The following is a 20,837-nucleotide window of genomic DNA, read 5'->3' as shown; positions in this document are numbered from 1 at the left end:
GGCGTACGCTGCCGGAAAACGGCGGCTGGAGGATGGGGAAGCTTTCTGCTAGACTCTGGACGCCCGCCCCGTCCGCGAAAGGCCGGATCTTTCCCCGCAACGACGCCATGCGGCGAACGGCTGCCCTGCGTCAGGCGGGAAGATGCTTCCATGCCCGCAGGGGCGTACGCGGGCCGTACCGTCCGTGGAGGCCGTACGCCGTCGCGCGCGGGGCGCAGGGGCGAGGCCGCTTGCGGACGCGCGGCCCATAGGCAGGTACGAGGCCCCGTCCATCTTGCAATCCAGGAGAGATCATGTCCGGCAATACCTTCGGGCGCGTCCTGCGCCTTACCACTTACGGCGAGTCGCACGGCGCGGGCATCGGCGGCATACTGGACGGCTGTCCGGCGGGCCTGCCGCTGAGCGAGGCCGACATGCAGCACGATCTCGATCTCCGCAAGCCGGGGCAGGGGCCCACGGCCACCACGCGGAAGGAGTCGGATACGGTACGTATCCTGTCCGGGGTCTTCGAGGGCCGGACCACCGGCACGCCCATCGCCTTCCATATCGCCAACGAGAACCAGCGTTCGCAGGATTACGGCAATCTGGCCGAAGTCTTTCGGCCGGGCCATGCGGACTGGGGCTTTTTCCAGAAATTCCAGGGCCTGCGCGATCATCGCGGGGGTGGACGTTCCTCCGGTCGCGAGACGGCCGCGCGCGTGGCGGCCGGGGCCGTGGCCCGTCTGCTGCTGGCGACGCACGACATCCGGGTGGATGCCGCGGCCGTGGAGCTGGGCGGCATCGCCGTGCCGCCGGAGGAGCGCGAACTGTCCGAAGCTTTTTCGCGGCCGTATTACGCGGCCTCGGCGGCGGTGGTCAGCCGCTGGGACGAGCGTGTGGCCGAAGCCCGCAAGGCCGGGGACACGCTGGGCGGCATCGTGGAGATCCGCGCCCGCAACGTGCCGCCCGGCTGGGGGGAACCGGCCTTCGACAAGCTGGACGCCTGTCTGGCCCACGCGCTCATGGGCGTGGGCGCGGTCAAGGGCGTGGAGGTGGGCGACGGCTTTGCCGCGGCCCGCAGTACCGGCTCCGCCAACAATGACCCTCTTACGCCGGAAGGTTTTGCCTCCAACCATGCGGGGGGCATCCTCGGCGGCATTTCCAGCGGGCAGGAGATCGTCCTGCGCGCGGCCGTCAAACCCATCGCTTCCATCGCGCGGGAACAGCGGACCATCGACAGGGAAGGCCGCCCGGCCACGGTGCTGGTGGGCGGACGGCATGATCTCTCGGCCATCCCGCGCATCGTGCCCGTGCTGCGGGCCATGACCGCGCTCACGCTGGCCGATGCCCTGCTGTTGCAGGCGCGCATGGCGGCGCTGCCGGAAGACGTGCTGCCGCGGCCGCGTCCGGCCGCCCTGCGGGACGGGCGCTGGTGATGGCCGCTCCGCTGCCTGACGCGACGCCCTTGCGGACCGGTCTTTTCCGCAGTTGCGGTCCGGCCCTGACGGCGGACCTGCACGCGCTGGGCATCACCTGCGTGGGGGACCTGCGTCGTGCCGAGCCTGACGAGTTGTACGCGGCGCTGTGTCGCCTGAGTGGGCCGCAGGATATCTGCGTGCTGGATCAATTGCGCTGTGTGGTGGAACAGGCCCGCGATCCCGCCTGTCCGCCCGAGCGGCGGGACTGGTCCTGGTGGTCGCGGCGGCGCAAGGCGGACGCCGTGCCGTCGCTTTCCCCTGTCCCGGAGGCTTCCCATGAGCGCTGATCTGCCCCTGTTGCAGGACCCCGATGCCGTGGAACTGTGCGGCACGCTGGAGCGGGTCGTTTTCCACAATGAGGAGAACGGCTATACCGTCCTGCGCCTGCAACCGGACAAGCCTCTGCCCGGGCAGAGCAAGGTGCAGGGCGCGCCCGCGCGCGGTCTGAGCCGGGACCCCGTCACCTGCGTGGGCCACATGGTGCATCCGCAGCCGGGCGTACATCTGAGGATCGCGGGCCGCTGGCAGGTCAATGCCCGCTACGGCCGCCAGATCCATTTCGAGCTGGCGGAGGAGATCCTGCCCGCCACCACCGAAGGCATACGGTTGTATCTGGCCTCCGGCCTCATCAAGGGCGTGGGCACGGAGATGGCCGGGCGCATCGTGGAAAGGTTCGGAGAGGACACCATCCGCGTCCTGGATGAAGAACCGGAGCGCCTGCGCGAGATCCGGGGCGTGGGCAAGAAGAATTTCGAGCGCATCTGCCAGAGCTGGCAGGAGCATCGCGGCATCCGGGATCTCATGCTCTTTTTGCAGCCGCACGGCATCACGCCCGCCTATGCGGTCCGCATCTATCGGGCCTATGGCGGCGAAGCCTTGCAGGTGGTGCGGGAGAATCCCTACCGGCTGGCCATGGACATCCACGGCATCGGCTTCGTGACCGCCGACGCCGCGGCCCGCAAGCTGGGGTTCGAGGTGGACAATCCCCTGCGCGTGCAGGCGGGCATCCTCTATGTGCTGCAAAAATCCACAGACGACGGCAACGTCTACCTGCCGCAGGATGAATTGCTGACCCAGGCCTGCGAGCAGCTCGGCGTGGAGGAGCAGCTCGTGCTGGAAGCGCTGGACGTGCTGGAAGGCGAGGAGCGCCTTGTGCGGGAATGGCCGGAAGAGCCTCTCTGCCCCGCGCCGGTGGAGGACGAAGCCGAGATCCCGCCCCTGTCCCCGGCGGTCTACCTGCGGCGCTATCATCATTGCGAATCCAAGACGGCCTTTTATCTCCAGCGGCTGCTGCGCTCGCCCAAGTCCGTACAGTTCAGCGATCCCGATACGCTGGTGGACAAGGTGACGGGGGAACTCAGCATCCAGCTCGCGCCGGAACAGCTCGAGGCCGTGCGCACCGCCGCCCGCAGCAAGGTCATGGTGCTGACCGGCGGGCCCGGCACGGGCAAGACCACCATCATCAACGCCATCATCCGCCTGTTCGGAGAAGTGCGGGCGCGCATCCTGCTGGCCGCGCCCACGGGGCGGGCCGCCAAGCGCATGTCCGAGACATCGGGCCGCGAGGCGCGCACCATCCACCGTCTGCTCGAATACAGCCCCAAGGAGGACGGCTTCGCCCGCAACGAGGACAATCCGCTGGCCTGCGGCCTGCTGGTGGTGGACGAAGCCTCCATGATGGACATCCTGCTGTTCTATCATCTGCTCAAGGCCGTGCCGCTGGGCGCGACGCTGCTGCTGGTGGGCGACGTGCATCAGCTGCCGTCCGTGGGGCCGGGCAACGTGCTGGCCGACATCATCGCTTCCGGCGCGGTGCCTGTGGTGGAGCTGACGGAGATCTTCCGGCAATCGGCGGAAAGCGAGATCATCTGCAACGCCCACCTCATCAATCGCGGTCAGGTCCCCTCGCTGGAGTCCAGCCGGGACAGGCTGTCGGACTTCTATTTCATCCGGCAGGACGTGCCGGAAAAGGCGGCGGATCTCATCGTGGATCTGGTGCGTAACCATATCCCCCGGCGCTTCGGGCTGGACCCCGTGGACGACATCCAGGTGCTCACGCCCATGCATCGCGGGGCCGTGGGCGCGGGCGAACTCAATGCCCGCCTGCAGGAGGCGCTCAATCCTCACGGCACGGAAGTGCGGCGCGGCGATCGGGCCTTCCGCCTGCACGACAAGGTCATGCAGATCCGCAACAATTACGACAAGGACGTCTTTAACGGCGACGTGGGGCGCATCGTCTTTCTGGACGGCAAGGAACGCACCCTGAGCGTCAATTTCGACGACCGCGTGGTGCCCTACGATTTCGACGAACTGGACGAGCTGGCCCCGGCCTACGCCATCTCCATCCACAAGTCGCAGGGGTCGGAATATCCGGCCGTGGTCATCCCGCTCATGATGCAGCACTATGTCCTCCTGCAGCGCAATCTGGTCTATACCGGCGTGACGCGCGGCAAGAAGCTGGTGGTGCTGGTGGGCGAGGCCCGCGCCCTGCACATGGCCGTGAAGAACAACCGTACCCGCATCCGGCATACCCGCCTCACGGAGCGTCTGCGGCCGCCGGATGCCGCCCCGCCCCCGCGTCGGGAGCGGAGATCATAAACGGGCACGGCCCTGCCGTCAGATCTGGAGCCCCGCGCCGCATTGCGGTTTGCCGCAAGCAGCTTGCGGAGAGGCGTCGCTCCGCCCGGCCCTTCCGGGGAGGGCGATGGGAAAGGCATTTGCAATTCGTGGCAAATAGGATAAGGAGAATCGACGGCACGCTTGCCGGATACCCGGCCTTGTCGGAAAAGGAGCAGAATCATGGCTGAAGAAAACAAGCGTCTCGGCGTCGTCATCGACAGCAGCAAGGACAGCGACATCGACCCCGAACTGGCGGATGAAATCCTGCGTGACGATGATAATTACGTTCCGCGCAACAGCCTCGGCGGCGGCGCGGCCGACGCTCTGCTGCGCGCCAATTCGTCCGCTCCTGTCGCGCCCAACCGCATCATCGGCATCGCGGCCATGGTCTGCGCGGTCTCCAGCGTCTTTATCCTTGCTCCGCTCTTCATCCCGCCGGCGGTGGTGCTGGGGTGTGTGGCCCTCTGGAGGAAGCAGTATTTTCTGGGCATCATGGCCCTGCTGATCTCCATCTTCTCCTTCTTCACGTCCGCCACCATCATGACGGCGGTGAACAAGTTCCTCATGTAGGCAGCCTGGACCGATCGTCCCGCCGGAGCGTACGCGTCGCATGATGCCGCCGGGCAGCTCCAACTGCCGCCGCTCGCGGCGGAGCGGAGGATCATGCGCCACGCCAGCGCAGGCGGGCAGGGATGCGGCATCCCGGACGACATGACGCCGCGTGACGCCTCGAGCATTTTGCCCTTGAAAAGGGTGGGATGCGAGGAGGTACACAGCGCCGCCCGGCCCAACCCAAGGGGAAAACCGCGTTTTTTCCGCGAAGTGACAGGCCGGATGGTTTGAAGCGCGAAACGTTTCAAACAGAAAATGTTCCATGACATATTCGGGGGGAGCCGACGCGAACGACCGTGCATCTCGCGTCAGTTCCCCCCGTTATCGATATGCCCCGCATGGCTTGCGTCCATGCGGGGCATATCCTTTCCGCGTCTAGCTGTTCTTGAGATCTTCGACGATGTGGCTCAGGTTCTGAGTCTGCGTGTTCAGGCTCTCCACAGCGGCGGCCGCCGTACGCATGGCGCGGGCAAGCTCGTCGGCCCGCTGGTTGACCTCGCTGATGGAGCGGTTGATCTCCTCACTGGCGGCGGATTGCTGTTCGCTGGCCGCGGCGATGGCACGCACCTGATCCGAGGAGGTCTCGATGAGCTGGAAGATCTCCTTGAGGGCCGCGCCGGACTGGTCGGCAAATCCCGTGGCCTGACTGATGTTCTCCACAGCGATGTCCACCTGCTTCATGCTCTTGTCGGTGCTGTTCTGGATGGCATGGATGGCCGTAGCCACGTCCGTGGTGGAATTCATGGTCTTTTCCGCCAGCTTGCGCACTTCGTCGGCCACCACGGCAAAGCCGCGCCCGGCGTCGCCTGCGCGGGCAGCCTCGATGGCCGCGTTGAGGGCCAGCAGGTTGGTCTGGTCGGCGATGTCCGAGATGACGCTCATGATTTGACTGATGGCCTGCGCCTGTTCGGCCAGCGTGTTCATGTCCTGCCGCAGCTGGCCGGACTGATCCTGCACGCTCTGGATGCTCTGCACGGACTTGGCCACGACGTTGGCGCCCTCGTCGGCCTTGCTGCGGGCCTCGGTGGACACATCGGCGGCGTTGCCCGCGCTGCGGGCCACTTCCAGCACGGTGGAGTTCATCTCCTCCATGGCCGTCGCCGTTTCGCCCAGACGGGCCGACGCCTGGCTGGCTCCCTGGCTGGCGTTCTCGATCTCCGCATTGAGGCTGCGTACGGCCTCACTGACGGAGTCCACGACACTTTCGATGCGTGCCGCGGCGGCAAGCATACCTTCGCGCCGCGCGCTTTCCGCCTGCTTGCGGGCTTCCTCAGCTTCCGCAAGGGCCTTGCGGGCCTCTTCGCCCCGCGCCTCGGCCTCGCGGGTCTTGGCTTCGGCTTCGGCGGTGCTCTGCTGCAGGCTGCTCACCATGCCGCGCAGAGCGTCGGCAAGCTGGCCCATGTCGTCCGTGCCATGCACATCCAGCCGCGCCTGCGTGTTGCCGGCGGCCACTGCCAGCGTGTAGGCGGTGATATGCTTCACCGGGCGAGCCAGACGGATGCCCAGCAGCACCGAGAGGGCCAGCAGCACCAGCAGGACGACCCCGCTGACCAGGCAGGTGACGGAGATGCCCGTGTTGCGCAGATCATCCAGCGTCGCCACGGGCACGCCGGCGAACCACATGCCGATGATCTCCCCTTCGGCATCGCGGGCCGGCCAGTAGATGGAGCGGTAAGGTTCGCCGAGGATCATGTTCTCCTGCGTGGCGGGCTTGCCCTGCTTGAGCACGGCATCCAGGATCTCCTGACTCTCCAGCCGGGTGCCCACGGCGCGCTGTCCGTTGGCGACGATACTGGTCATGACGCGCGTGTCGCCTTCAAAGAAGGTGACTTCCAGGTCGTTGATCCGCTTGAGCCAGTCGATATGATCCGGCTTGTCGAGCGAGACGCCCAGTGCGAGGGTGCCGATGACCTTACCGCCTTCACCGCGCAGGGGCAGTACCGCGCCCAGCAGGTGAGGGATACCGGAGATGGAGCAGAGGCCCACGGTCTCACCGCCGCCCAGGGCGTTCTTGACGGCAGGCAGGGTAGACTCGTTGCCGCTTGCCTGCTGACTGTCCTTGCGGGCCAGTACCTGGCCCTCCGCGTTGCCGACGCTGAGGACGTCGATCTGGGTCTGGCGGGCGAAATTGTCGATCAGGGTCTGGACCGTCTGACGGTCGCCCTCCGCCACGGCGCGGCGCAGGGCGCCGTCTTCCGCCAGGGCAAGGCCGATGCAGCGGTAGCGCTGAGAGGTGGCCGTATTGACGGCGTCCATGTTGCGGTGGACCCGCTCAAGACTATCGCCAATGGACTCTTCCAGTGGTCGGGTCATGAAGTGGATGCCGACGGCGACGGTGATGACGCTGGTCAGCAGCATGGAGCAAAAGAGACTGGAAACCACCTTGAGAGTCAGGTTCAGGCGCATAGACACCTCTCGCTTTTGCCGTGGAAATGACGTTGAACAGGGGGATTTTTCTCAGTTATCGACAGAAAAAGAAAAATTCATAGGGAAAAAAAAGTAATTTATCGTTACCATGCTGAAAAAAACGTCCGAACGTCGTGAAACGTCGAGATCGTTACTGTGGGCTTGCTGCGGCCCGAAGAGCTTGTGCAGAGGACGGCGTCAGGGCAGGAAGGGGAGCAGATGCCGTGCGCGTTCCTCACGGGTGAGGGAAACGATCTCTCGCAGGCGTGCCGCCGCGTCGGCTTCGCCGCCTGCGGCTAACAGGCCTTGCAGCTGTTCGACCAGCGCGGCCCGGCGCTCGTTTTCCGCGCCGTTGCCCAGCATCCCTTTGCCTCCCAGCAGGCGCAGTCCCCTGCCGAGACGGTCGGACAGTCCCCGGCGCAGGGCAAGGCAGGCCGGCGACCCGGCGCACGCGGTTTCCTCCGGCGGCAGGAGCGAGGTCAGATGGCAACTTTCCACATAGATGCCGTAGAGATAGGCTCCCAGCAGACGCAGATGCGTCCGGCTGCGGGCCGCCTCGCGGATCAGCTGCGCGTATTCCCGCTTGCGGCAGGCTCCGGCTGCGGACAGGGCCTGTTCGCTGTACGGACGGCGGCGCAGGATGCGCGCCTCTTCCGGCGACGGCGGAGCGGGCAGATCTCGGGCGGGAGACAGGCGATGCGTAGCGGGATGTTTTCCCGCAAAAAGCCGTCCGGCCTTCCGAAAACAAGCCCGAAATCTCGGTCTGCGGCAATGAGGCCGCCGAGCACGGCATGGCGGTCGCGGACGATATCCTCCTTTTCTTCCCAGGGCCATGTCGGCAGACGGATGGCCGCTTCGGCAATGGCGTGTTGCGGTGTATGGATGACGCCCGCCGCGCGGCAAGCGGCAATGTCCCGCAGGGCCTGCGCCGGGGCGTCGCCGTCCAGGATATCCAGCAGGGCAAGGACGATGCGGTATGCCTCCTCGCGGGCGGCCTCCTGTGCGGGATACTGAGGGCCGGGGAGGAAGCTGATGCCGTTTCGCATGACGAATCCCCTGAACTCGTCGGCGTCCTTCTCCACCAGATGCTTGAGATCAGCGCTCTCAGGGCCGGAAGTCCGCTGCGGGGCGGGAAGGGGCGCCGGACTGGCGCAGGCAGGGCCGCCGGACAGGGACAGGACGCAGCAAAACGCGAACAGGAACAGCGTACGTGGGAGCATGGGAGCCTCGGCAATAGCGCGGATTCGCATTGAAATCGTGTCCAATCTCAATGCTGACGCTGCCCTCACACTATGGAAAAAGCGTGGTTTTTTCCGTGTGTTTGGTTGCGGGTAGTCGCTCTCGCGACTACCGGAGCAATCCACATTTTCAATGTGGAATTGCTCTAAACGACCGTCCCAAAGCCGGGGGCCTCGGGACGGTCGTTGCGTTTTTTCGTATTGACCTGACCGGCAAGGGGCCGTCAGGGGAGCGGGCAGGGCGTCAGGTAGATGGCGCGTTCTTCCTGCGTGAGCGTGACGATCTCCCGCAGGCCGTCCAGGGTGGGACGGCCCTTGTTGGCGACCAGCAGGCCCTGCAGGCGCTTCACCAGCACGGCGCGCCGCCGGTTTTCCTCGGGGCTCTCGCCCAACACCCCTTCCTTGCCCAGCAGTTCCAGCGCCTTGCCGTGATGCGAGGCAAGCGTCTGATGCACCAGGAAGAGCGGTTCCAGCTGATCGCTTTCCGCCGCGGCCAGCACCATGACCGATGTCATGTAGAGACGTTCGATGTAGATGCCGTAAATATGCGCGCTCAACAGGCGGAGCAGGCCCTCGTCATGTTTGGCCTCCTCCACGTAGTACGCGTATTCCATGTTGCGGCACCTTTCCCAGATGGCGCGCGCACGCGCACTGTGCGGCTCATTGCGCAGGGTATGGTAATCATCCGGGCACAACGGCAACAAGGGTATCTTGCCGGACCGATCGGTAAAGGTCTGGAAGAGGAGATTTTCGCGGGTGGCGTCCTCCGGATCGCCGAAAAAGAAGGCAAAGGCGCGATCCGCGGCCACCATGCCGCTGAGCACGGCGCGCTGATCAGGATCGCCGTCCGAAGGGCACGTTTCCTCGGACACGGCCAGCGCGGGCTGGTAGATGAAACCCGCCTCCCGATAGCGGGCGATGTCCCGCAGGGCCTGCGCCGGCGAGTCGTCGTCCAGCACGTTCAGCATGTCCGAGACGATGCGCTGCGTTTCCGTGGCGGGCAGAGCGGCCTCTACGGGGGCGGCCAGCAACAAAAGGGCGACCCCGCAGAGCAGGGTCGCCGTCAGAACACGCAGATGCCTAGGCATTGCCTTCATCCCCAAGCGCTTCGCGGAAGCGTTCACGCAGGGCCAGCAGCTTGGCGCGGTTGTCCAGCAGCGTTTCGGCCCGTTCGCGTTCACGAGCCACCACTTCGGCCGGGGCGCGGCTGGTGAAGCTTTCGTTATGCAGCTTGGCCTGTACGCCGGCCACATCCTTTTCCAGCTTGGCCAGTTCCTTGTCCAGACGGGCCAGTTCGCCGTTGAGGTCCACCGCGCCCTTGAGCGGCACGATGACCTGACAGCCGCAGACCACGGAGGAGGCCGAGGCCTTGGGCGCGGTGAGATCCGTACCGATGGCGAGGCTCTCCAGCCGGGCGAGGGGGAAGATCATGGGGCGGCTGGCTTCCAGCAGGGCGGCCTGCGCGGCGTCGGCGGGATGCAGGAGCAGGCCCACCTTGTGGGCCGGGCTGATGTTGAGCTCGGCCTTGATGGTGCGCACGGCCACGATGACGCCCTGGATGAGCTCCATGCGGGCGGCCTCTTCGGGACGGACGCAGGCCGGGCGGGCGGCGGGGTAGGGCTCCAGCGCGATGTCCGTGGGCTGTTCCCCGGCGGGCACGGGCAGGGCGTGCCAGATCTCCGCGGTCACGAAGGGGACGATGGGATGGAGCAGGAGCAGCAGCTCGCGCAGCACCGTCCAAAGCACATACTGGGCCACGGGCTTGCGGGACTCGTCCTGCATGTCGGGCTTGATGAGCTCAAGATACCAGTCGCAGAACTCGTTCCACAGGAACTTGTAGCCGGTCTGGGCGGCGTCGTTGAAGCGGTATTCCTCCAGCGCCGCGTCCATCTCCTGCTTGACGGCTTCCAGACGGTGCAGGATCCATTGATGATGCAGTCCCTCCACCGTGCTCAGGTCCACCGGAGCGGGAGCCGTTTCCGGCAGGTTCATGAGCGCGAAGCGGGCCGCGTTCCATATCTTGTTGATGAAGTGGCGGTAGCCCTCGATGCGGGCCTCGGACAGGCGGATGTCCCGGCCCATGGCCGCAAAGGCGGTGAGGGTGAAGCGCAGGGCATCGCAGCCGTATTTGTCGATCATCTCCAGCGGGTCGATGACGTTGCCCGTGGACTTGGACATCTTGCGGCCCGACTCGTCCCGCACCAGCGCGTGCAGATAGACGTCATGGAAGGGGACCTGACCCATGAAGTGCTGGCCCATCATCATCATGCGGGCCACCCAGAAGAAGATGATGTCGAAGCCGGTCACCAGCACGCTGGTGGGATACCAGCGGGCAAGGTCCTTCGTCTTTTCCGGCCAGCCCATAGTCGAGAACGGCCAGAGCGCGGAGGAGAACCAGGTGTCCAGCACGTCCTCGTCCTGCCTGAGGTCGCTGCCGCTGCACTGCGGGCAGGCGGTCGGATCGTCCTCGCTCACGATGAGCTTGCCGCACTGGGCGCAGGTCCAGGCCGGGATGCGGTGGCCCCACCAGATCTGACGACTGATGCACCAGTCGCGGATATTGTCCAGCCAGTGATAATAGGTCTTGGCCCAGGATTCGGGCAGGATGCGCGTCAGTTCCGGCACGGCGGCGCGGGCGGCCGGGGCCATCTTGGTGGTGGCCACGAACCACTGCGTGGAGACGTGCGGTTCCACCACGGTATGGCAGCGGTAGCAGTGCCCCACGGCATGGTCCAGCTCCTCCACGCCCAGCAGGTCCCCGGCGGCCTCGATATCGGCCACGATCTTCTCGCGGCAGGCTTCCTTGGTCAGACCGGCATACGGCCCGGCCTCGGCCTTCATGACGCCGTTCTCGTCGATGACCTGCACGAATTCCAGCTTGTGCGTGCGGCCCAGCGCCCAGTCGTTATGGTCATGGCAGGGCGTGACCTTGAGGGCCCCGGTACCGAACTCCCGATCCACATAGCTGTCCGCGATGATGGGGATACGGCGACCCAGCACGGGCACGATGGCCGACTTGCCCACCAGATGGGCGTAGCGTTCGTCTTCGGGATGCACGCAAATGGCGGTGTCGCCGGGGATGGTCTCCGGACGGGTGGTGGCGATGACGATCTCGCCGCTGCCGTCCTCGAGGTGGTAGCGCACCTTCCAGAGCTTGCCCCGGTGCGGTTCGTGTTCCACCTCGTCATCGGCCAGGGCCGTGTGGCAGCGGGAGCACCAGTTGATGATGTAGTCTCCCTTGTAGATCAGTCCCTCGTTGAAGAGCTGCACGAAGACCTTGCGTACGGCGCGGGAAAGCCCCTCGTCCATGGTGAAGCGCAGGCGCGTCCAGTCCACGGAGGCCCCCAGGGCGCGGACCTGATTGAGGATGCGGTGCCCGTAATCTTCCCGCCATTGCCAGACGCGTTCGATGAAGGCTTCCCGGCCGAGGTCCTGACGGGTCTTCCCCTCCTTGGCCAGAGCGCGTTCCACCACGTTCTGGGTGGCGATGCCCGCATGGTCCGTACCGGGGATCCAGAGGACGTTCTTGCCCTTCTGGCGGGCATGGCGGCAAAGCACGTCGATGAGCGTCTGGTTCAGGGCATGGCCGATGTGCAGCGCGCCGGTGACGTTGGGCGGCGGGATGACGATGCAGTAGGGATCGCCCGGCGCGTCGGGGTCGGGCGTGAAAGTCTTGTTGTCCTGCCAGTGGGCGCGCCAGCGCTCTTCCACATCACGGGGCTCATAGCCCTTGGGGAGGGTGTCAGCCATCTTGCTTTCTCCATGAAAGGCGGCAATACTGTCTTGTTATGCAGGTCACGCAACCCACGATACTCGTCCTCTGGGACGATTCCCACATCTGGGGTCTCATGGTCTGGCGCGCTCTTCGCGCGCTGGGCCTGCCCTCTCGTCTGGTCAAGGGAAAAGACATAGCCAATGGCGGCCTTTTAGGCAAGCCGCAGGGAGCAGGGCAGGCCGCGCCGCTGCTCATGGCGCCGGGCGGGAATGCCCGGCTCAAGGCGCAGGCCCTGGGCGAGACGGGCCGCGAGGCCGTGCGCCGCTGGCTGCGCGAGGGCGGGCGCTATCTGGGCTTTTGCGGCGGGGCCGGGCTGGCCCTCAGTCATGCTCGTGCCGAGGAGGGCCTGCACATCTGCCCGTGGTCGCGCGGCAGCTATCCCGAACGGCAGCAGCACCTCATTTCCGGTCATGCGCTGGTGCGGGTGCGCTCGTGTCTGCCGGACGGGAGCGCCACGCCCGCCGTCCCGGATGCCGCAGCGGCCGAGGTCGTCGATCCCCTGCGTCCGCCTTTGGGGGATGATGCCTGCGCGCTGGTGCCGCCCTGCTGGCGGGGATGCACGCGGGAGGGCGTACGCGGACGCTGCGAACGCGGCCCCGCGCCGGAGGCCGCCGCTCACAGGCCGTCCCTGCCGGTCTGGTGGCCGGGCCGCTTTGCCCCCACGCCGGGCGACAGCGTGAGCGTGCTGGCCGGTTATCACAGCCCGGACAGGGATTTCTGGCTGGCCGACCTGCCGCTGCAGCGGATACCGGAACATGTCCTTGAGGCCTGGCAGGCGCTGTACGGCGTGAATCTTTCGGCGGACTTCCTGACGGATCAGCCGCTCATGGCGGCGGGCAACTACGGGCAGGGCCGCTACGTCCTCAGCTATTCGCATCTGGAGACTCCGGACAGCCCGGACGCCAACCGCTGGCTGGCCCATCTGCTGCGTGAGCTGTCCGGCTGGGAGCCGTCCACGGAACATGTGCCCGCCTGGGATATGGATGCCCCGGCGGAGGCCGTCTTCTGGCCCGCGGCGGCCCGCGCGCCCCTGCGGGAGGCGCTGCGTTGCGTCCGCGAGGTGCTCGATCTGGCGGCGGAGCATCATCTCTTTTTCCGGCGCACGCCGTGGCTCTGGGGCTGGAAGGCGGGCCTGCCCGGCGGCACCTGCAACAATCTGCATACCGCTCTGCATACGCTGGCTTCGCTCGCGCCCTCGCCGCAGGCCCTGGCTTTCTGGGAAGGGTGCGGGCAGCGGCTGGCGGATCTGGCGCGTTTGTTCCGGGCCGGGGCCGAGGGGTACCTGCTGGCCTGCCGTCTGGCCGAGGCGCTGGCCCCCACGGTGCCGGACGCCGTGGACAGGCGCGGCCTCGACAATCAGCGGGAAGCCATCTTCGGCCATCCCATGCGGGGCGGCGGTCTCATCGAGGAGCTGCTGCTCATGGTCGAGGAGCTCATCTTTCTTTCCCAGCAGGTGGAACAGCCCGCCCCCTGAACGACGGGCAGGCGGGGAGATATCCGCAAAAAGCCCCGCGGGGGACGCACGTCCCGTCCGGCCCGCGGAGATGTCAGTCTGACGGAGGGCTGCCATGAACGACAACGGCGACAATCTTCTCCGGCGCGGCCTTGCCCGCTATCTTGCGCCCGACCAGCTCGCGCGCCTGCGATCCGTGCGCGTGGGCATCGCCGGCGCGGGGGGGCTGGGCTCCAATGCCGCGCTGATGCTGGCCCGCAGCGGCGTGGAGCGCTTCCTGCTCATCGACGACGATGTGGTGGACGCCTCCAACCTCAATCGCCAGCAGTTCTGGCCGCGTCATGTGGGACGGCCCAAGGTGGAGTGTCTGACCGAGCTCTTGCGTGAGCTCAATCCGGCCGTCACGGTGGATCGCCGTCAGGAGCGCATCACGGCGGACAGTCTGCCCGCGCTGCTGCCTGCCTGTCCGCTCTGGGTCGAGGCGCTGGACGGCGCGGCGGACAAGCGGCTGCTGGTGGAACAGGCCATGCTCGGCGGCCGCCATGTGGTGAGCGCCTCCGGCATGGGCGGATACAACGGCGCGCCCATGCGGAAGCGCGCCCTGGGCAGTCTGACCCTTGTGGGCGACTTCACCACCGACATCCTGGAAGCGCCGCCGCTGGCCCCGCGCGTGACCGAAGCCGCCGCCCTGCTGGCGGATGCGGCCCTGACCTGCATTCTTGATGTCCTGCCCGACGACGCCTTCGGCCCTGCCGCGTGCTGAGACGGGCCATGCCTTGCGAGGAGATGCCATGAGCGATCAGTCCACCCCTTTCGCCGCTGACCAGTTCCCCCCTCTGCCTGACGGGTTCGAGGAGATGGAGCCCGACAGCACGTTCCGTTTTGCCTGCCATCCCGGCGTGCCCTGTTTCAATCGTTGCTGCCATGATCTGGTCCTGCCGCTGACCCCCTATGACGTCATGAAGCTGTGTCGTTATCTGGGCATGGACGGAGAAAGTTTTCTGGAGCGTTACACCACGGTGCGTACCTTCCCGGAAACGGGCTTTCCCCTGCCCTTCCTCAATATGGACGACGTGGAGACGTTGCCCTGTCCCTTTGTGGGGCCTGAAGGCTGTTCGGTCTATGCCGCGCGTCCGGCGGCCTGCCGCAGCTATCCGCTGGGGCGCGGCAGCCGTCTGGGGCGGCAGGGTGTGGAGGAGCGGCATTTCCTGATGCGGGAGCCGCATTGCCGCGGGTTTTCCGGGACGCAGGAATGGACGCCGTTGCGCTGGCGGGAAGATCAGGGGCTGCAACCCTACAATGCCTTCAATGACCGTTATATGCGGCTCATGTGCATGGTGAGCGCCACGGGCAAGCCGCTGGAGCCGCAGCTTGCCACACTGGCCCTGCTCTGCCTGTACCAGCTCGACGCCTTCCGGGCGCTCATCGAGGAAAAGAAACTTTTTGCCCATGTGGATATTCCCGCCCAGCGGGCGGAAGATGTGCTCTTTGACGACGAGGCCACCTTGCGGTTCGGGCTGGACTGGCTGGAGCTGGTCATTTTTGGACAGTGTCCGGGGCTGAACCGGCGGACAGCCTGAGCGAAGCGGTCCGACGGGAAAAAAATGCCTTTTGCGGGGGTCGCTCCCCGTATCTTTCCGGTGAAGGATGTGGCGGCAGCCGCGTTTTTCACCGGATTTCTTTTTTTGGCATTCTTCTTGCTAGATACAGGGCAACCGTCTTTGACTGGAAAAAACAGCCGCTCAGGCACAAACAAAGGATGTGGATCATGGAAGTTTCCGGCATTACCGTCAGCCCCAATTATATTTTCCAGCTGCCCGAAACGGACGATGAGGGGTCGGCCCCTGCCGCCCTGCGTGACGCCGTCAGCTTCTCCACCCCGTATCTGCTTCCCGACGAGGAAGCCGAAGTGGTGCTGGATGATACCATCAACCTTATCGGCGCCGATTACACGGCAGCCTTCTCCGTGCATGGCGGCCTCAACGAGAATCGCGTCTACCAGTTGCTCGGCCTGATGTAGGCAAATGGCTCCGTGCTGCGGCGCGGAGCCATTTTTTTCTTCTTCGGCTTTTTCAGCTGTCGTTTGACAGCCGCGCCGCGCCCGACGTATGGTCATGGCGCGGCGTCACCTTTTTGCGGGTGGCGCGGTACTCTATCACAGGAGAAATCGATGCTGGATATTGATCGGCAGATGGCCGTCATCAAGCGCGGTGTGGCCGAGCTCATCGACGAGAAAGAGCTGCGCAAGAAACTGGAACGCGGTACGCCCCTGCGGGTCAAGGTCGGTTTTGACCCCACGGCGCCCGATCTGCATTTCGGGCATACGGTGGTCATGCACAAGATGCGCCACTTTCAGGAGCTGGGGCATACCGTCATCTTTCTTATCGGGGATTTCACCGGGCGCATCGGTGATCCTTCGGGCCGTTCCGAGACGCGCCCCCCGCTGACGGAAGAGCAGGTGGTGGCCAACGCCGAAACCTATAAAAAACAGCTCTTCAAGATCCTTGATCCCGAAAAGACGCTGGTGGAATTCAACTCCCGCTGGCTGGGCAAGATGGATGCGGCCGACTTCATCCGTCTGTGCTCGCGCTATACCGTGGCCCGCATGATGGAGCGCGACGACTTCGAGAAGCGCTATCGGGAACAGCGTCCCATCTCCATCCATGAATTCCTCTATCCCCTCTGTCAGGGCTACGATTCCGTCTCCCTCAAGGCCGACGTGGAGATGGGCGGCACGGACCAGAAGTTCAATCTGCTGGTGGGCCGTACCCTGCAGGCGCAGTACGGCATGGAGAGCCAGTGCATCCTGACCATGCCCCTGCTGGAAGGGCTGGACGGCGTGCGCAAGATGTCCAAGAGCTACGGCAACTATATCGGCATCGACGAGCCGCCGTCGGAGATGTTCGGCAAGGTCATGGCCGTTTCCGACGATCTCATGTGGCGCTACTACGAGCTGCTGTCCTCGCTCTCTCTGGAAGAGATCTCCGCGCTCAAGGCCGATGTGGCCGAGGGCAGGGTGCATCCCAAGGCCGCCAAGGAGCAGCTCGCCAGCGAGATGGTGAGCCGCTACCACAGCCCGGCGGCGGCGGAAGAGGCCCGCATGGGCTTCAATGCCGTCTTTGCCGGCGGCGGCGTGCCCGATGACGCGCCGGAACATACGTGCGCCCAAGGTGAGGACAGCACGCCCCCGGCGTTCCTGGAAGCCGCCGGACTGGTCAAGAGCCGTGGCGAGGCCAAGCGTCTGATCAAGGAAGGCGCGCTTTCCGTGGACGGCACCCGCTGCGATGACGCCCTGTCGCCGCTCACGCCCGGTGAATACGTCATCAAACTCGGCAAGAAGCGCTTCCTGCGCCTGACGGTCACGGCCTGACGCCGTCCCTGTTTTCGGAGCGTCTTGCCGGCGAAAAAGGCAAAATGCGCGGTAGCGGTACAGCGCCGCCCGGCCGAAACCAGGCGGAATGACCGCGTTTTTCCGTGAAGCGTCAGGCCGTATGGTTTGCAAGGCTCCACATTCCAAACGGAAAATGTTCTTGATCGGCTCGTGTGCCGCCGTCTCCCTGAAGGAGGCGGCGGCACGTTGTTTTGAGGTCCGTGCCCGTTAGGGCCTGTTAACACTATTCGTTGCCTGTTTGGGGGGAAGGGGAACCCCTCCGCCAGCGCGGGAGGGGTTCCCCTTCCCCCCAAGCCCCCCATCCCTTCCCCAGCGCGCTTTTACCGGGGGAAGAGCCCTGGACACGAGGTAACCCCGCCTCTATGGCAAGCGGAGCGTGTGCGGGCAATATGCTTATATATTGAAATTATTTGCAAAATTAGTGTTAACAGGCCCTGGGCGAGGCAGGAGCCTTACGGGCATCGACAGCAGAGCGCGACCGAAAGGCGGCCGTAGGCCGTGCCCGTTGCGACGAAGGAAGCTACGGGCATCGACAGCAGAGCGAGGGATTCCCCTTACCCCCCAACAGACAGCGAATAGTGTTAACAGGCCTTAGGGGCGTCCTGCCGGTTCGGGCGCGCCGTTGGGGGCCTGCATGGGGACGTCAGCCGGTTTGGGAGCCTCTTCCCGCGGCACATCAAAGGAAAAGGTCTCGTACCAGTAAAGATGCGCGCGCTCGTTGCGCCAGCTTTTCGAGGGCAATCCCGCCTTGATGCAGAGGTTTTCCAGGTAGGCCTGCTTGTTCCAGCCCTGTTCCACCGGCACTTCCGGCAGAAAGACGCCGCTGCTGCCGTCCAGCTCAAGCAGGAGGCCGTGCTTGCCGATCTCGATCTGTTCGATGGCCGGACAGGGGCTGAGCGGCCCCAGCACGGAGATATGGATATCCAGCCGCTCGAATTCTTCCGGCCGCAGAGGCGGAAAGCGCAAGTCCTCGAATGCGGCTGCCCGTGCCATGCGCCAGACATTGCGGAAAAGCGGCTCATGTCCGATCATGGTGCCGATACAGCCTCGCAGATGGCCCCTGATCTTGAGCGTCACAAAAGAGCCAAGAGGTTTGGTCAGCGTGCTTTTGGCCAGCTTGGGCGGCAGGGCCGGGGCCTGCTTGGCCGCTTCTCCGGCAAGCTGCGTCTTGATGGCGAGTTGAGCGCACATCCCCAGGAGTTTCTTTTCCACTTCCGTCAGCATTTCCGTCTCCTTGTCGCGCGAGGCCGTGCAGGACGGCTGTCCAGGGGCGGGCGGTGCGACCGCCTGACGCAAGGACGATGTTTCGGACATCTGTCCGGTCCGCGGGGCCTCAGAGCTTTCAGGCCGCGATGACCGTCGCCTGCAGACAATAAAACAGGGCAATCCGCTCCACGTCAAGGAAAAGCCCGGATCACCTGTTGTCACGTCAGAGGCAAGTGGGGGGTGCGCCCGCGCCTGCCCGTATCCCTCGGTGGACCTCACTGCCGCAGCTTGCCGCAGTTGTCGACCTTTCCGGGCGTATCCCCCGCGACGACGCCGTGCGCGGAAGGAGCGCCCCCCTTTGCGGTCGCATCGACGGCGCTGCGGCTATCGGCTATCCTCCCGCGATTATTGCCTACGAGTCCTCCCGCAAAAGCGGGGCCTCTGGTTCCATCAACTTGGGATATGCCGCCCGACGCGCTGACCGCGCCGGTATTCAGGCACCGGCTGATCGACGCGCCGTTGTCTCCGACCACGCCGCCGGCGAATGTGTGATAGCTGCTCCCCTTTGCCGAAACGAGGCCTTTATTGAAGCTGTCTTCGATGGTGCCCCACATGTTATCCGCGGTGATGCCGCCTGCTGAGGCCGTGAAGGCCGCTAACGAGGTCACCTGACCGTGATTCGTGCAACGGGATATCTGAGCCTCTGGAGAAGGGTCACGTCTATCACGCCGCGAATTAAACGGGCCTCGCATACCGGAGTTGGTACCGGCTATGCCGCCGGCGAGGGCGGAATTATCCGAGTACGCTTCGATCGCGGCGTAATTGATGCAGTTTTTCACGATGCCGCGGTTCTGCGCCACGATGCCTCCGAGGAAGCCTCCGTCCGCCAACCGGCCGCGCGTGATGCAATTTTCTATCACGCCGTCACTGAATACGGCGATTATGCCTGCTCGGGCGTAATTATCATCATCGAGGCTGATTCCTTCCGGCGACGTTTCGACGGTGAGGTTCCGAACTTCGCCGTCAAATCTGATCATGCCGAACAGGCCGAGATAGTCTGGGGAAGTTTTCAGCGTCAGGCCGGTTATCGTGTGTCCGTTGCCGTCGAACCGGCCGGCAAATTCGCACTCTCTGAAGTAGGACGAATGGCCGATGGGGCGCCACGGTCCATTGAGTCTGATGTCCGCGGTCTGCAGGAAATGCTTCCCTTTGTACAGATGGGGAGCGGCGGCGATGTCCCGCAGATGCGCTTCCGTGGCGATCAGGTAGGGATCGCTCTCCGTACCTGAACCGCCGCCGAAGGCCGACGGGGTAACGCCGCCGCGCGCACATGCCGTGAGCGTGAGCAGCAGGGCAAGGAAGAAGAGAGAACGGACGAGCCGTCCGCGACGGGAAACGGCGCGAGCGGCGCCTTTGCATGACACGGTTGTTTGCCGCTGTCTCTCGTACATGGGTGGATCCTCCTGTCTGGAACATTTCAGGTTGGGATGCTTTGCGTTTTACGCCATGCGGCCTGTAGTTTCGCGGGGGAAAACACGGTTTTCCGCTCACGCCGGGTCGTGCGGCATCAGGCCGCCGCCTCGCATCTTGCCTTTTTCAAAGGCAAGATGCTCCGGGACCGTCATTGCCGCAGCTTGCCGCAGTTGATGATCTTTCTGCTGAGTATTCCACCGGATAATACTTTTCCCACCACGACGCCATGCCCTGAAGGATCCCCCTTCACGCTCGCATCGACGGAACTGTAGCTGTCGGTCATTTTCCCGAGGTGCACGCCTACGAGGCCTCCCGCAAAAGTCGCCTTTAGGCCCGATGCCCTGATCGTGCCGGTATTCCGGCATCGGGCTATCAACGTCCTGTTGGTTCCGGCCACACCGCCGGCGGTGATATCGACTGGGTCCCCCTTTGCTGAAACCGAACCGTTATTGACGCAATCCTGGACGGTCCCGATGTTTTCCGCGACGATGCCGCCGGCGTTCGCCGCCGCCGCTACGGGGCCGTAGTTCGTGCAGCCTGTTATCAACCCTTCCCTTGAGATCCTCACGCCATTGTTCTCGCCCGCTATGCCGCCGGCGGGAAAAAATATGCATACGCCGTTTGAGGCGATCGCGGCGTGATTGACGCAGTTTTTCACGACGCCTTCATTGATGCCCGCGATGCCCCCGGCACGGACGCCGCCCTCCACCCGGCCGCGTGTGATGCAGTTTTCTATCACCCCGATATTGTAACCGACGATTATGCCTGACAAGGTGTAGTCTCTTGTACTGGAGAGTCCTTCCGGCGAAGTCTCGACAGTGAGATTTCGTACCTCACCTTCGGCTCCGATAGATCCGAACAGACCGGAGCACTGGTAAGGGTTATTTTTTATGGTGAGACCGGTTATCTTGTGTCCGTTGCCGTTGTACCGGCCGGAAAAGTCCCTGATGACGGGGTTCTTGTTGTCGGTGAACAGGGGATCCTCGCTCACTCGTCCGATCGGGACCCATTCGCCGTTGAGCCTGATGTCCGCGATCTGCAGGAAATGCTTTCCCCCATACAGGGTGGGAGCGGCGGCAAGGTCCCGCAGATGCGCTTCCGTGGCGATCAGGTAGGGATCGCTCTCCGTGCCTGAACCGCCGCCGAAGGCCGACGGGGTAACGCCGCCGCGCGCACATGCCGTGAGCGTGAGCAGCAGGGCAAGGAA

General features: G+C 64.8%; 17 protein-coding genes. 9 read left to right on the top strand and 8 right to left on the bottom strand.

Features of this window, described 5'->3' with window-relative positions:
- Window positions 1–293 precede the first annotated feature (293 nt).
- The 4 genes from aroC to Q0K00_RS03900 all read left to right on the top strand — a co-directional run bounded on the left by aroC (window position 294) and on the right by Q0K00_RS03900 (window position 4,646).
- Window positions 294–1,415 carry a chorismate synthase gene (aroC, locus tag Q0K00_RS03915; protein WP_297227502.1) on the top strand — a complete coding sequence of 374 codons (1,122 nt, stop codon included), beginning with the start codon at window positions 294–296 and terminating at the stop codon, window positions 1,413–1,415.
- Window positions 1,415–1,744 (top strand): helix-hairpin-helix domain-containing protein, encoded by a 330-nt coding sequence (locus Q0K00_RS03910; protein WP_297227501.1) that lies wholly within the window; start codon window positions 1,415–1,417, stop codon window positions 1,742–1,744. The genes aroC and Q0K00_RS03910 overlap by 1 nt, the downstream gene beginning before the upstream one ends.
- The gene (locus tag Q0K00_RS03905) at window positions 1,734–4,055 is read left to right on the top strand and encodes an ATP-dependent RecD-like DNA helicase (protein ID WP_297227500.1); all 2,322 of its coding nucleotides are present in this window, start codon (window positions 1,734–1,736) and stop codon (window positions 4,053–4,055) included. Before Q0K00_RS03910 ends, Q0K00_RS03905 begins: the two co-directional genes overlap by 11 nt.
- A 201-nt stretch (window positions 4,056–4,256) precedes the next feature.
- Window positions 4,257–4,646 carry a hypothetical protein gene (locus Q0K00_RS03900; protein WP_297227499.1) on the top strand — a complete coding sequence of 130 codons (390 nt, stop codon included), beginning with the start codon at window positions 4,257–4,259 and terminating at the stop codon, window positions 4,644–4,646.
- Window positions 4,647–5,063: 417 nt separating this feature from the next.
- Here Q0K00_RS03900 and Q0K00_RS03895 read toward each other — a convergent pair whose 3' ends face one another.
- The 5 genes from Q0K00_RS03895 to Q0K00_RS03875 all read right to left on the bottom strand — a co-directional run bounded on the left by Q0K00_RS03895 (window position 5,064) and on the right by Q0K00_RS03875 (window position 12,082).
- A complete protein-coding gene (locus tag Q0K00_RS03895; protein ID WP_297227498.1) occupies window positions 5,064–7,094 on the bottom strand; it encodes a methyl-accepting chemotaxis protein in 2,031 nt (676 codons plus the stop codon).
- A 198-nt stretch (window positions 7,095–7,292) separates the two neighbouring features.
- Entirely contained in the window at window positions 7,293–7,592 is a 300-nt protein-coding gene (locus Q0K00_RS03890; protein ID WP_297227497.1) for a hypothetical protein, read from the bottom strand.
- 65 nt (window positions 7,593–7,657) lie between these two features.
- Window positions 7,658–8,314 carry a hypothetical protein gene (locus tag Q0K00_RS03885; RefSeq protein ID WP_297227496.1) on the bottom strand — a complete coding sequence of 219 codons (657 nt, stop codon included), beginning with the start codon at window positions 8,312–8,314 and terminating at the stop codon, window positions 7,658–7,660.
- A gap of 242 nt (window positions 8,315–8,556) precedes the next feature.
- Window positions 8,557–9,420: a hypothetical protein gene (locus Q0K00_RS03880; protein ID WP_297227495.1), complete on the bottom strand. Its 864-nt coding sequence runs from the start codon at window positions 9,418–9,420 to the stop codon at window positions 8,557–8,559.
- Window positions 9,413–12,082 carry a valine--tRNA ligase gene (locus Q0K00_RS03875; protein WP_297227494.1) on the bottom strand — a complete coding sequence of 890 codons (2,670 nt, stop codon included), beginning with the start codon at window positions 12,080–12,082 and terminating at the stop codon, window positions 9,413–9,415. The genes Q0K00_RS03880 and Q0K00_RS03875 overlap by 8 nt, the downstream gene beginning before the upstream one ends.
- A gap of 38 nt (window positions 12,083–12,120) precedes the next feature.
- Here Q0K00_RS03875 and Q0K00_RS03870 point away from each other — a divergent pair, with 38 nt between their 5' ends.
- The 5 genes from Q0K00_RS03870 to tyrS all read left to right on the top strand — a co-directional run bounded on the left by Q0K00_RS03870 (window position 12,121) and on the right by tyrS (window position 16,930).
- On the top strand, window positions 12,121–13,581 hold the full coding sequence (locus tag Q0K00_RS03870) for a BPL-N domain-containing protein (RefSeq protein ID WP_297227493.1): 1,461 nt from the start codon (window positions 12,121–12,123) through the stop codon (window positions 13,579–13,581).
- Window positions 13,582–13,675: 94 nt separating this feature from the next.
- The gene (thiF, locus tag Q0K00_RS03865; protein WP_297227491.1) at window positions 13,676–14,323 is read left to right on the top strand and encodes a sulfur carrier protein ThiS adenylyltransferase ThiF; all 648 of its coding nucleotides are present in this window, start codon (window positions 13,676–13,678) and stop codon (window positions 14,321–14,323) included.
- Window positions 14,324–14,351: 28 nt separating this feature from the next.
- Window positions 14,352–15,140 (top strand): YkgJ family cysteine cluster protein, encoded by a 789-nt coding sequence (locus tag Q0K00_RS03860; RefSeq protein ID WP_297227490.1) that lies wholly within the window; start codon window positions 14,352–14,354, stop codon window positions 15,138–15,140.
- Window positions 15,141–15,328: 188 nt separating this feature from the next.
- Complete coding sequence (locus Q0K00_RS03855) at window positions 15,329–15,580, top strand: hypothetical protein (RefSeq protein WP_297227489.1); 252 nt, start codon at window positions 15,329–15,331, stop codon at window positions 15,578–15,580.
- 150 nt (window positions 15,581–15,730) lie between these two features.
- The gene (gene tyrS, locus Q0K00_RS03850) at window positions 15,731–16,930 is read left to right on the top strand and encodes a tyrosine--tRNA ligase (RefSeq protein ID WP_297227488.1); all 1,200 of its coding nucleotides are present in this window, start codon (window positions 15,731–15,733) and stop codon (window positions 16,928–16,930) included.
- Between the two features lie 612 nt (window positions 16,931–17,542).
- Here tyrS and amrA read toward each other — a convergent pair.
- The 3 genes from amrA to Q0K00_RS03835 form a co-directional block, all read right to left on the bottom strand.
- Entirely contained in the window at window positions 17,543–18,265 is a 723-nt protein-coding gene (amrA, locus tag Q0K00_RS03845) for an AmmeMemoRadiSam system protein A (RefSeq protein WP_297227487.1), read from the bottom strand.
- A 167-nt stretch (window positions 18,266–18,432) separates the two neighbouring features.
- A complete protein-coding gene (locus Q0K00_RS03840; protein WP_297227486.1) occupies window positions 18,433–19,608 on the bottom strand; it encodes a hypothetical protein in 1,176 nt (391 codons plus the stop codon).
- 170 nt (window positions 19,609–19,778) lie between these two features.
- A partial coding sequence (locus tag Q0K00_RS03835; RefSeq protein WP_297227485.1) for a hypothetical protein occupies window positions 19,779–20,837 on the bottom strand: 1,059 nt, incomplete at its 5' end.

Source organism: uncultured Desulfovibrio sp. (genome assembly GCF_944327235.1).
Lineage (GTDB): Bacteria > Desulfobacterota > Desulfovibrionia > Desulfovibrionales > Desulfovibrionaceae > Desulfovibrio.
The sequence above is the reverse complement of the archived record's forward strand: the minus strand, read 5'-3'. Positions and strand labels throughout refer to the sequence as shown.

What these genes read in the sequence shown, in the direction of transcription:
- Q0K00_RS03905 (WP_297227500.1), top strand. Translation starts at nt 1,734, where the DNA reads ATGAGCGCTGATCTGCCCCTGTTGCAGGACCCCGATGCCGTGGAACTG.
- thiF (WP_297227491.1), top strand. Translation starts at nt 13,676, where the DNA reads ATGAACGACAACGGCGACAATCTTCTCCGGCGCGGCCTTGCCCGCTAT.
- Q0K00_RS03885 (WP_297227496.1), bottom strand. Translation starts at nt 8,314, where the DNA reads ATGCTCCCACGTACGCTGTTCCTGTTCGCGTTTTGCTGCGTCCTGTCC.
- amrA (WP_297227487.1), bottom strand. Translation starts at nt 18,265, where the DNA reads ATGTCCGAAACATCGTCCTTGCGTCAGGCGGTCGCACCGCCCGCCCCT.
- Q0K00_RS03860 (WP_297227490.1), top strand. Translation starts at nt 14,352, where the DNA reads ATGAGCGATCAGTCCACCCCTTTCGCCGCTGACCAGTTCCCCCCTCTG.
- Q0K00_RS03895 (WP_297227498.1), bottom strand. Translation starts at nt 7,094, where the DNA reads ATGCGCCTGAACCTGACTCTCAAGGTGGTTTCCAGTCTCTTTTGCTCC.
- Q0K00_RS03900 (WP_297227499.1), top strand. Translation starts at nt 4,257, where the DNA reads ATGGCTGAAGAAAACAAGCGTCTCGGCGTCGTCATCGACAGCAGCAAG.
- Q0K00_RS03880 (WP_297227495.1), bottom strand. Translation starts at nt 9,420, where the DNA reads ATGCCTAGGCATCTGCGTGTTCTGACGGCGACCCTGCTCTGCGGGGTC.
- Q0K00_RS03855 (WP_297227489.1), top strand. Translation starts at nt 15,329, where the DNA reads ATGGAAGTTTCCGGCATTACCGTCAGCCCCAATTATATTTTCCAGCTG.
- Q0K00_RS03840 (WP_297227486.1), bottom strand. Translation starts at nt 19,608, where the DNA reads ATGTACGAGAGACAGCGGCAAACAACCGTGTCATGCAAAGGCGCCGCT.
- aroC (WP_297227502.1), top strand. Translation starts at nt 294, where the DNA reads ATGTCCGGCAATACCTTCGGGCGCGTCCTGCGCCTTACCACTTACGGC.
- Q0K00_RS03870 (WP_297227493.1), top strand. Translation starts at nt 12,121, where the DNA reads ATGCAGGTCACGCAACCCACGATACTCGTCCTCTGGGACGATTCCCAC.
- tyrS (WP_297227488.1), top strand. Translation starts at nt 15,731, where the DNA reads ATGCTGGATATTGATCGGCAGATGGCCGTCATCAAGCGCGGTGTGGCC.
- Q0K00_RS03910 (WP_297227501.1), top strand. Translation starts at nt 1,415, where the DNA reads ATGGCCGCTCCGCTGCCTGACGCGACGCCCTTGCGGACCGGTCTTTTC.
- Q0K00_RS03875 (WP_297227494.1), bottom strand. Translation starts at nt 12,082, where the DNA reads ATGGCTGACACCCTCCCCAAGGGCTATGAGCCCCGTGATGTGGAAGAG.